The sequence below is a fragment of the Kitasatospora sp. NPDC057223 genome (assembly GCF_042669755.1).
In the GTDB taxonomy this organism is placed as follows: Bacteria; Actinomycetota; Actinomycetes; order Streptomycetales; family Streptomycetaceae; genus Kitasatospora.
Genome location: NZ_JBHUWW010000005.1, coordinates 136,709 through 146,761, shown reverse-complemented (window position 1 = coordinate 146,761; position 10,053 = coordinate 136,709). Strand labels below are relative to the sequence as shown.

Here is a 10,053-nt window from a genome sequence, read left to right as displayed (position 1 = left end):
GCGCTGAACCGCGGACCGGGCCGGGCCGAAGCCCCCGACGGCGGATTCGGCGTTCCACCGGGACACCCGCCCGCCGACCTGTTCCCGCACCCGCATCGTGTGCTGCGGAAGACCGACCTAGACCGATACGCGGACGAAGCCCTCGGCCCAGTGGTCCTCGTCGAGGTCGTACTCCCCGATCCGGAAGCACTCTGGCTCGTCGGCGAAGCCCGGTAGACGACGCGCGCGACGCATCCGCTCTTCGGCCGCGGCCTCGGAGGAGTAGATGCCGAGCAGCTTGACGTCGTCGCCGTCCTGCTCGTCGATGAACACGCCTCCGTCGTCGAGGTGAATCGTCTCGTCGTCGGGGCCGGCTTCGTTCTGGTGGCTGATGTGCCAGAGGGGATAGACCTTCACGGGCGCAGGCTACCCCGGGCCCATCCGGCGAACGCTCCCGGTCAGAGCACTGGCCAGGTTCTGTCCAGGGATCCTGGCAGGCCGTACCGCACGGGCCGTGTGCATCCATGGGGCAGTCGTCGGTGCTCAGGCGCATGGCAGGTGTCGTCCGGCCCGGCAGACCTCTGTCGGACGGGCCCCACTACGCTGGGGCGGTGCTGCTCCCCTGCCGTGCGGCGGTCTGGCGGATCGACGCCCTCGCGCCGCTCGGCCGTGTGCAGTTCTCGGCAGGTCTGCCGGACCGGCTTCCGGACGGTGCCGACGTGGGATGGGACGGCGGCCAGGCGTTGGCCGCGATCACGGTCGAGGACGAGACGACCCGGCTCACCGTCGGCGGGCACGACGAGGAAGCGATCTGCTGGGCCGCTGACGAGGGGGAGGCGCCCCGGCGGTGGGCCGCGCTGATCGACGAGATACCCAACCGTTCGACCACCTGGGGCGTGGACTTCGGCCACCACGGCATGTCCTGGACGCTTCCTCCGCTGGAGGCGGGTGACCACTGCGAACTCCCGGTGGTGGCCGCCTGGGCCCCGGCCGAAGCCGCAGAGAAGTGCGCCAACACCTGGTACGCCGTCATGCCGTCGCCGACGGTGCTGCTGCGCCAGGTCACCGCCGAGTCGGCGAAACGGGCCGACACTCCGCATGAGGGATGATTACGGTCTTAGCGTGGAGCCGCGAGGGGCAGGGCGCCGTTCCCCGAACGGGAGCGCGGGGCCCGGACGAACCGGGCTCCCAGGGGGCGACCAGCACGGCAACGGTGTCCTCTATGACGATGCTTCAGCTGAGGTGGGCGGATCAGCCGGCGGAGGGTGGATCAGGCCCCGGCGTTCGAGGAGGTGCCGGTCCTGCTCCTCGGCGAGGACCTTGCGCCGGGACCAGCAGGCAGGCCGCACACGCCGGCGGCGCCGGCCGTCCGGGGGAGTGGCGAAGCGGCCGCCGAACCCCGATCCGTGTCCGGTCGGGGTGGCGGGTCGCCAACCCACACGCTCACCAATTCATGACGCTGAACAGTCACTTGACCACCTCCATCGCAAGGGCGGAAGTTCACCTGGGTCCGCGAGCATGTGCGGCCATGACCAACTTAAGTCGCCGAATCTTCATCCTGGGCGGGCTCACCACCGCGAGCACCGCTGCGCTCCAGCTCGGGGCGATGGCCCAGCCTTCGGCCGCCGCCACCACTCCCTTCCCCTTCACACTCGGCGTCGCCTCCGGGGATCCGGACGACAGCAGTGTGGTGCTCTGGACGCGTCTGGCTCCCACGCCGACCAACGCGGACGGTCAGGGCGGCATGCCCAACGCCGACGTCGCCGTCGACTGGCAGGTGTCGACCAACCAGAACTTCACCACCCTCGTCAGTTCCGGTACGGTCACCGCCCGCTACGCCCAGGCCCACTCGGTGCACGCGCTGGCCGGCGGACTCGCGCCGGACGCGGAGTACTACTACCGCTTCCGGGCCCAGGGATTCATCTCCCCGGTGGGCCGGACCCGCACCGCGCCCGCGCCGGGCACCGTCGGGCGCGACTTCACGATGGCCTTCGCCTCGTGCGCCCACTACGAGAGCGGCTACTACACCGCCTACCGGCGGATGGCCGACGACCGCCCCGACCTGATCCTGCACCTGGGCGACTACATCTACGAGGGCGGCGCCGGCACCGGCGGGGTGCGCCAGCACCTCGGCAGCGAGATCGTGTCGCTGGCCGACTACCGCCGCCGCTACGCGCTCTACCGCACCGACCCGGACCTCCAGGCCGCGCACGCGATCGCGCCGTGGCTGGTGGTGCCGGACGACCACGAGGTGGAGAACAACTACGCCAACATGGTCCGCGCCGACAGCAGCCCCGTGCTGACGGCGGCGCAGTGGACCGCGCGACGCACCGCCGCGTACCAGGCCTACTTCGAGAACATGCCGCTGCGGGCCGCCGCGACGCCCTCCGGCAACAGCATCCAGCTCTACCGTCGGGTCCGCTGGGGCACCCTCGCCACGTTCCACATGCTCGACACCCGTCAGTTCCGCGACGACCAGGCCTGCGGCGACGGGACGAAGGTCTGCGCCGACGCCGATCTGGCCGGCCGCTCCATCACCGGCGCGGCCCAGGAAGCATGGCTGCTCGACGGACTCGGTCAGCACCTCAGCACCTGGGACCTCATCGGCCAGCAGGTCTTCTTCGCCCGCAACGTGAACTCGGCCGGCGCGATGAACATGGACGCCTGGGACGGGTACCGCGCCGGCCGGGCGCGGATCCAGCAGGGCATCATCGACCGGGCCGTCCGCAACCCCGTCGTCCTCACCGGCGACGTGCACGCGTCCTGGGGCAACGACCTCAAGGCCGACTACGCCGATCCGTCGTCGGCGACGATCGGCTCCGAGCTGGTCTGCACCTCCGTCACCAGCGGCGGCGACGGGAGCGCCACCACGGCGATCCCCAACGGATCGCTCAACCCGCACCTGCGCTTCTACTCCAACCGGCGCGGTTACGTCCGCACGCACATCACGCCGTCGCAGCTCACCGCCGACTTCCGGTCGGTGGCGTCGGTCACCGAGCACGGCGCCGCGGCGACCACCGCCCGGACCTTCATCATCCACGACGGACAGCCGGGGTTGGCCGATGCGTAAGCTCTCAGTACTCGGCGCAGCACTCGCCGGCTTCGCCGCGGTCCTCGCCATGGTGGCCCCGGCATCGGCGGCGGGCCCTTCGTCCTGGGTGACCGCGAACAGCGAATCCACCGGTGACCAGGACTCCGCCTCGATCGCGGCCAACCGCCTCGGCGACGTTGCGGTGGTCTGGGAGGACGACCGCGACTCGACCAACGCCGGCGACAACGCGCACAGCGACGTGTGGGTGCGGATGTTCCGCAACGGTGTCTCGGCCTACGAGGAGAAGCTCTCGGCCGGCGGGACCGCGGGCGAGGCCTGGCGGCACCTCCAGCCCGACGTGGGGCTCGACGACCGGGGCAACGCCGTCGTCGTGTGGGCGGAGGACCCGGACGGCAACGGGCTCTACAACATCGTCTACCGGGCGCTCTCCCCGGCCGGTGCCGTCCTCGGCTCCGGTCGGGTCAACGCGAGCGCCGACGGCCAGCAGGTCCATCCGCGCGTCGCGGTCGATCCGGACGGTGCGCCGAACAGCACCACCGCGGTCGCCTTCTCCGTCGTGTGGGAGGACACCCAGGGCACCGCGGCGGCGACGGTGAAGGCAGCAGGCTTCACCGGGACCACGACGAAGGCCTACGAGGTGACGGTCAACGCGGCCGGCGGCTCACACCACAACCCCGACGTCGCGACCTCCGCCTCGGGCGACGCCGTCGTCGTCTGGGACGAGGACACCGACAACAACGGCTCCTACCAGATCGGCCTGGTGAAGCTGGCCAAGGCGAACGGGGCCGTCACACTCACCCGCCGCAGCGCCAACAGCCTCGCCGTCGGACAGCAGCAGCGCCCGGCCGTGGCCGCCGACTTCAACGGCGACTTCGCCGTGGCATGGGAGTCCGATCACACCGGAACCCGTGGCGTCTGGGCCCGATCGTTCACCGCGACCGGCACCGCCGGCTCGGCCGAGGTCGAGATCTCCGGCGCGGCCGGAGCCGGAAACCCCACCGTCGGCATCGACGACCAGCGCCACGCCGTGGTCGGCTGGAGCGTCGCCGGCACCGATCCAGCGGTCTGGGCCCGGGGCCTCAACCCGGACGGCACCTTCACCGGCCGGCTGCCGGCCCAGTCCGTCAGCCAGGTCACGACCGGCCGCCAGGAGCAGCTCTCGGTGGCGTCCTCCCCGTTCGGCACCCTCGCGATGTCGTACACCGATGACAACGACGGCAACACCTTCGACCAGGTCCTGCTGAGTCTGGGCGGGGCCAACTCGGACTGGTGACGCCCTTTCGACTCGCGGACGTCCGCCGGGCTGCCCCGGTCGGGGTGATCCGACAGACGGTTTCGTAACCGCGCGAGAACGCGGTTCGCCGCCACCTCTGTCGGATCCCCCCAGGGTGACCCGGAATCGAGCGTCCAGGCCGTCGGGCCGGCCGTCCCTGCTCGGCCGCAAGCGGTCGTCAAAAGCCTTCGCATAGGCTGAGCCGGGCGGTCATCGTCCCCTGCGGTCCCGGGTCAGGCTCGGCCCGGCCGGTTCGGTCCGGCTGCTCGTTCCCTGGGGCCAGGCGTCGGCCTTGTGCTCGATGTCGGCGACAATGCCTGCGTGACGACCTGGACGGACAATCTCCCGCAGATACCCTTCTCCTGCTGCGACCTCCCGGAGGGCGGCGAGTGGATGACCCAGGAGGAAGCCGCGTCCTGTCTGGGCATCGGCCCGATCCATCTCAACACTCTGACGCACAGCACCCACCGGATCGACATGGTCCGCACCACCGGTAGGGACCTGGCCGTCACCCGCGCCAGCGTGGAAGCGGAAAGGCTTTGGCGCGCCACCGCCCCCCGCTGGCGTAAGGTCCTGCGCCTGCTCGAGGACATCGGTCTCCCGTTCTGAGGAGCCCCTTCGATCGAAGCCGGGCTACTGGGCACCGGTCGAGCGATCAGGTTCGCCTGTCAATCGGTCAAGATCGCCTGTCGTGGGACACCTGTGCCCCGTCTCGCCGAAGTCCGACCGGGGTCTCGGGGAAGTGTGACCTGCGCACGGCCTCATGACGATGCCCCGCACCGAGAGCCGGTGCCGATCAGCTCGGCCTGGACGTGGGCGAGGGTGAAGCGGACCGCCACACTGATTTCCCGGCCGGTCGAGTGGGCCCGGATCTGCGTGACGGCGACCGCGACCCCAGGTCCCCGCGCGACGAAGCGCAGCCCGGGCAGCGGTGCCGGCACCTCGTTGTGCGGCGGTTGTAGGTCGTCGTCGCTCTCGTGGGAACCAACGGTCATTGAGCGGAGCCCCGGTCCCTTCATTGCCTCTCCTCCGACAGGTCGATCTGGTCCGTCTCAGAGGCGGTACGTGTTCAGGGTGGCGCTGTCCGTGGATGCCGTGGACGTGGTGCCGTGGATGCACCCGGTGTTCTGATCGCTCGGGCCCGGCGTTTGTGTTCCGGCCGGAGGTAGAGTCCGGTCGGGCGCGTACGGCGGCCACCGGGCAGGGGGGTGTGGCATGTTCGACCGAATGTGGTCCGGCCGTTGGAGGGACTCGATCGCCTGGGAGGTGATCCTCACCGTAGGGACGGGCTTGATGGCCTTCATGCCCGGCTCCCCCGTCCGCAGCAGCATGACCGTGGCCCTGTTCGCGCTCGCTGTCGTGGGTCTGCTCCTCGATGTCCTGGGGCGGACCCTGGTGCGTCGGGCGAGGCGGGCCGGCCGTCTGAGGGGCCGCCACAGCGTGACGGACCACCCATCGGGTGCGCCGACCTCTACGTCCACACATACCCACTGAGGGACAATGAACGTCTACAGGAACCCCTACTACCGGTCCGCCGGCATCATTCTCGTGCTGATCGGCGTGGTGTTGGCGGTGGCTGACCGGTCGATCCTCGCCGGATTCCCCGACCGGGAATCCGCCTGGCGCATCGCCGTGTTCCTCGCGACGGCCGCCCTGGGCGTCGGGATGTTCCTGATTCGGGTGGTCGCGACCGCCGAGACACTCACCATCAGGAACCTCCTGCGCACCCACGTCCTGCCGTGGGACGCGATAGCCGGCTTCGACCTGGAGGCCAGCCTGGTCGTGGAGCTGAAGGACGGACGCCGCATCGGCTGTTCCGCGGTCCAGCCGACAGGCCTGGACCGCATGACCGGCCGCAAGGGGTACGCCGGTACCACCGCCGAACTTCTCGACGCGAGGCGTCGGATGTCCGCATCACCGGAGAGCCGATCCCTCTGACCTCGGCCCCTGAACCCGCCGAGGCCCCGGACATGCTTCCGACGCCCGCGCGCGGCGCGCTCCTGATGGCCCGCGCGCATCGCGCCGGGCGGCGTCGGCAGTTCCGAGAGGCCCGGCCCCGCCTGGCTTCGCCCGCCGTGCTGCGGTCCGGGCCACGGCTCCTCGCTTCGCCGGCGTGCAGTCGGCTGAGCCGTCCGCGCCTCGGGCGCCCTGGACGACCGCCACCGGGTGCCACCGGGCCCGTTCGAATGGGAACCGCACCCCGGTCCGGACGGTCTTCCGTAGGGGCCGATGCTGTCGGTCCCCGGTTCTACCGTGGACGGATGGCAGCTGAAGGTGGGGGCACTGTGCGGCGGTTCGGTCTGTTGTACCTCGCGTTGAACGTGGTGGCTCTGGGGCTCTGGGTGGTCTGGCATTTCGGGGCACAGACGTTGGCCGGCGCCGGGTTGGCCGGTGAGCGGGGGATGCTCGAAGTGACGAGTTGCCAGGACCGTTCCTACACCACCGACCGCGGTGGCAGCGGTACGGTCCACCACTGCTACGGCGACTTCCAGCCGGACGGCGGCGGTCCGGCGGTCTCGGGTATCGAGCTGAGAGGCGGCTCGGGCGATGCCTACCTGACGTCGAACTCGTGCAAGGGCAGCACCACGAAGCCCTGGTGGTGCCGGACGAACCCGGATTCGGTACGGGCGCGGTACGTCCACGGCCAGGCGTGGATCTACGGCAACGGCATGGTCCTCCCGACAGGTGCCGCCGTCATGGGGACGGCCATCGTCGGAGCCGGGCTGCTCATCGGCTACCGCGGGCTCGGCCGCCCGGTACCGCGCCGGTTGCAGAAGGCGCCCGCCGTGCTGGTGATGACCTTGGCTGCCGGGTTCTGCGTGGTGCTCCTGGCCATGGTGATGGAGTAGATCCGGGTAGTGGGGCAGCAGCATCGCCGGCGTCCTCCCGGACGCCGCCGTCGTGGCCGCGAGCGTTCCGTTCGAAGTGCTGAACGCCGCCAACATCATCGTGCCCGACGGGCTGCCGATCGCCGACGGGCCCTGTCAGTGTCCCGTGGCACGGTACGGCTCATGATCAACAGATGCCGTGCCGAGGTTGACCGCCCTGCTCGACACTGACAAGAACCACGACGCCGCCGAAGTCCTCGGCCGGATCGGAGCCCCGGCGGCCGCAGCACTGCCCCGCCTGCGGCAGATGCTCGCAGCCGGCCATGTCTGGACCCGGATGCATGCCGCCGCCGCGATCCACGACATCGGCGGCCCGGCCGAGGCCGAGGTCGTTCTGTCCGGGCTGCTGGAGGTGTGGGAGGAGAACGACTCGACCGTTGGCCGTGGCGTCTTGGACTGCCTGCGGCGGATGGGCTCCGCCGCCGCGCCTGCCCTTCCCCGGATCCACGCCGAACCCGCCCTCGCCCGCCGGGGCGGCGGGTTCTTCGCGAGCGTGCAGGACGACGAGGCACTGCAGCGCGCCGGCCGGGCTGGACGCCGCTGCCTCCTCCGGGCGCGGAGTCACCCTCCCGGTACCGGCGGGCCGGATTCGCTGCCCGGAGGCCGGACGAGCCCGCCCGCCCGCCCCCGCCGCGCACATGCGACCAGCGCCGCGGACACCTGAGTTCCGGGGCTAGAATCGCCGCTTCGTACCATCAGGGGAGTCGCCGGTCATGAGCAACCGTCCGCACACGGCCGAGGCGATCTGGGAGGCCGCCGATCTTCCTGCTCGCCGGCTCGCCGGGGTGGCGCTCAACCCCTCCGCGCCGACAGATGTGCTGCTCCGCCTGCTCGCGTGCGACTCGGCCGTCGTACGGATGTCCCTCTGCCGGGACCGGGACCTGCCACGGGAGGTGGTGGACGCGGTGCTCACCCACCCCGACCACCGAACCCGGCGGTTCCTCGCCGCCAACCCGCACGTCGACCCGGCCCAGCGCGCCCGGCTGGTGGAGGATCCGCACTGGCTCGTCTGCGCCTGGCTCGGCCAGGGACCCGGCTATGAGCACGGGCGTAGCGAGCTCCCGGAACACACGGTGGTCAGGATGCTGACGACCTACGACCAGGAGCACCTCGGCACCCTCTACCGGCAGGTCCCCAGGTCGGCGCGGTGGACGTTTCCGTCGCATCCGGAGCCGAAGGTCAGGGCCTACGCCTGCAACTGGTGGTCGGAGCTGACAGTGCGGGAACGGTCGGCGCTGCTCGCCGATCCCGACAAGGAGGTACGCGAGAACGCCCAGGGGAAGGGCAGGCACCTCGACCCCGAGTACGTCGAGCGCGCGCTCCCGGATCGGCCCTGCCACGCCCGAACGCACCTGCTGCTGCACGGAGCGCTCTCGCGCCGCGTGGTGGAACAGGTACTGGCCGCGCCGGCGGGACGCGAGGACCTGGCGATGATCGCCGCGAACCCGAGCCTCCCGCTCGACGTCCTGGCGCTGCTCGCCCGCGATCCGGACCCGCACGTGCGTGAAACGGTGGCGAGCCGACCGGAACTGACGGCACAGCAGCGACGGGAGCTTGCTGAGGACCCCCACCCGGCGGTCCGGACCCGGATCTCCCTGCACCCGGCGCTCACCGAGGAGGAACGCGCCGCCATCGACTACCAGGTCGACTCGGACCAGACCTTCGGCCGCTCCGACATCCCCGCCTGGCTGTACGACTCGGCGAAGTCCCGACGCCTGGCCCTCAGCAGCCACCCCGTGCTCCGCCGCCAGGCCGCCTCCGACCCCGCCCTGCCCCCGGACCTCGTGACGCGCCTCTCCGGCGACCCCGACCTCGGAGTACGGGTCCTGCTCGCCCAGAACCATCCCCGGGCCCCGGCGGACCTGCTGCTCCGCAGCTTCCTGGAGTACACCGGCCGTGAGCGGTGGCGCCTGACAACCCGTCCGAACTTCCCCACCACAGAACTCGCAGGCCACGCCGAAGCCGCCGACCCGATGCTCCGACGGCTCGCCCTCCTCGATCCGCAGGCCCCGGCGGCCACCGTGGACCGGCTGACCACCGACTCGGACCCGGACGTACGGGCCGACGCCGCCCGCCACCCACGCCTGCCGCCACGACGGCTCACCGAACTCCTCGACGACGGGGAACTCGCCCATCAGGCCGCCGCCAACCCGGTCCTGCCGCCGTCGGTGATGCACCGCCTGGTGGCGGCACTCGACGACTGAGGGCTGTCCGCTCCTCCAGGCGGCCCGACTGCGGAGACGTGTCGGTGGGGCCTGAGAGACTTCGGCCCGTGTGACCCTGCGGCAGACCCGGTCGGGCCTTGCCTCACGCTCAAGGCCCGGCAGCGGTTCCGCAAGGACACCGTTCTGATGGTCGACGGCCGCCTGGTCCCTACCCGTGACCAAGGACTGCCGGGTGGTCGAGCGCATTCCCGCACGCCAAAAGCGACACGAGCCACTGCCACCGACTGCGCAGCAGGTACAGAAGCCGGACGGGCCACCGAGGGGAATGTTCGGGGGTCGACAGCGGGCGAAAGGGCCAGAAAGGCCCTCTCGCGGACGCTGAGCCCTGTCCAGGTCGCGTCACACCAGCGGGGTCGAGTTCGGCTCCCTGAGGGCCCTTTGAGGAGGTCGATTTTTGCGACAGGCCACGCAAGATCGGCCGCCGACCATGTTCGTATACGTTGCCCAGGTAACTCCGCAGTCGGCTGGACGTGAAATCGGCATTCAAGACGGGCCTGTACCCGCATCCCCTCGTCGCTCCCCGATGCAGCTCAGCGATCGCCGTAAGCCCGCTCGGCTCGACTGGCCGAGCGCTCGCCAACACACTCGCCAACACAATGGAGGCCCGCACCCCCACGACGGGGTACGGGCCTCAAC

General features: G+C 70.9%; 10 protein-coding genes. 8 read left to right on the top strand and 2 right to left on the bottom strand.

Annotated features, from left to right (window positions below):
- Positions 1–117 precede the first annotated feature (117 nt).
- Positions 118–396, bottom strand: coding sequence for a hypothetical protein (locus ACFUK0_RS04000; RefSeq protein WP_380246440.1), 279 nt, complete (start codon positions 394–396; stop codon positions 118–120).
- A 194-nt stretch (positions 397–590) separates the two neighbouring features.
- Between ACFUK0_RS04000 and ACFUK0_RS03995 the strand changes: the two genes are divergently transcribed.
- From ACFUK0_RS03995 to ACFUK0_RS03980, 4 genes are all read left to right on the top strand, one after another.
- The gene (locus ACFUK0_RS03995; RefSeq protein ID WP_380246439.1) at positions 591–1,088 is read left to right on the top strand and encodes a hypothetical protein; all 498 of its coding nucleotides are present in this window, start codon (positions 591–593) and stop codon (positions 1,086–1,088) included.
- A gap of 419 nt (positions 1,089–1,507) precedes the next feature.
- Positions 1,508–3,049, top strand: a complete 1,542-nt coding sequence (locus ACFUK0_RS03990) for an alkaline phosphatase D family protein (protein ID WP_380246438.1) — start codon at positions 1,508–1,510, stop codon at positions 3,047–3,049.
- Positions 3,042–4,304, top strand: coding sequence for a hypothetical protein (locus tag ACFUK0_RS03985; protein WP_380246437.1), 1,263 nt, complete (start codon positions 3,042–3,044; stop codon positions 4,302–4,304). The genes ACFUK0_RS03990 and ACFUK0_RS03985 overlap by 8 nt, the downstream gene beginning before the upstream one ends.
- A 321-nt stretch (positions 4,305–4,625) precedes the next feature.
- On the top strand, positions 4,626–4,913 hold the full coding sequence (locus ACFUK0_RS03980) for a hypothetical protein (RefSeq protein ID WP_380246436.1): 288 nt from the start codon (positions 4,626–4,628) through the stop codon (positions 4,911–4,913).
- Positions 4,914–5,065: 152 nt separating this feature from the next.
- On the opposite strand, the gene ACFUK0_RS03975 is transcribed toward ACFUK0_RS03980, so the two are convergent.
- Positions 5,066–5,299 carry a hypothetical protein gene (locus ACFUK0_RS03975; protein WP_380246435.1) on the bottom strand — a complete coding sequence of 78 codons (234 nt, stop codon included), beginning with the start codon at positions 5,297–5,299 and terminating at the stop codon, positions 5,066–5,068.
- Positions 5,300–5,804: 505 nt separating this feature from the next.
- On the opposite strand from ACFUK0_RS03975, the gene ACFUK0_RS03970 reads away from it, so the two are divergent.
- The 4 genes from ACFUK0_RS03970 (at position 5,805) to ACFUK0_RS03955 (ending at position 9,396) form a co-directional block, all read left to right on the top strand.
- Positions 5,805–6,242, top strand: coding sequence for a PH domain-containing protein (locus tag ACFUK0_RS03970; protein ID WP_380246434.1), 438 nt, complete (start codon positions 5,805–5,807; stop codon positions 6,240–6,242).
- Between the two features lie 347 nt (positions 6,243–6,589).
- On the top strand, positions 6,590–7,153 hold the full coding sequence (locus tag ACFUK0_RS03965) for a hypothetical protein (RefSeq protein WP_380246433.1): 564 nt from the start codon (positions 6,590–6,592) through the stop codon (positions 7,151–7,153).
- Between the two features lie 178 nt (positions 7,154–7,331).
- On the top strand, positions 7,332–7,856 hold the full coding sequence (locus ACFUK0_RS03960) for a hypothetical protein (protein WP_380246432.1): 525 nt from the start codon (positions 7,332–7,334) through the stop codon (positions 7,854–7,856).
- A gap of 49 nt (positions 7,857–7,905) precedes the next feature.
- On the top strand, positions 7,906–9,396 hold the full coding sequence (locus ACFUK0_RS03955; RefSeq protein WP_380246431.1) for a hypothetical protein: 1,491 nt from the start codon (positions 7,906–7,908) through the stop codon (positions 9,394–9,396).
- Positions 9,397–10,053 lie beyond the last annotated feature (657 nt).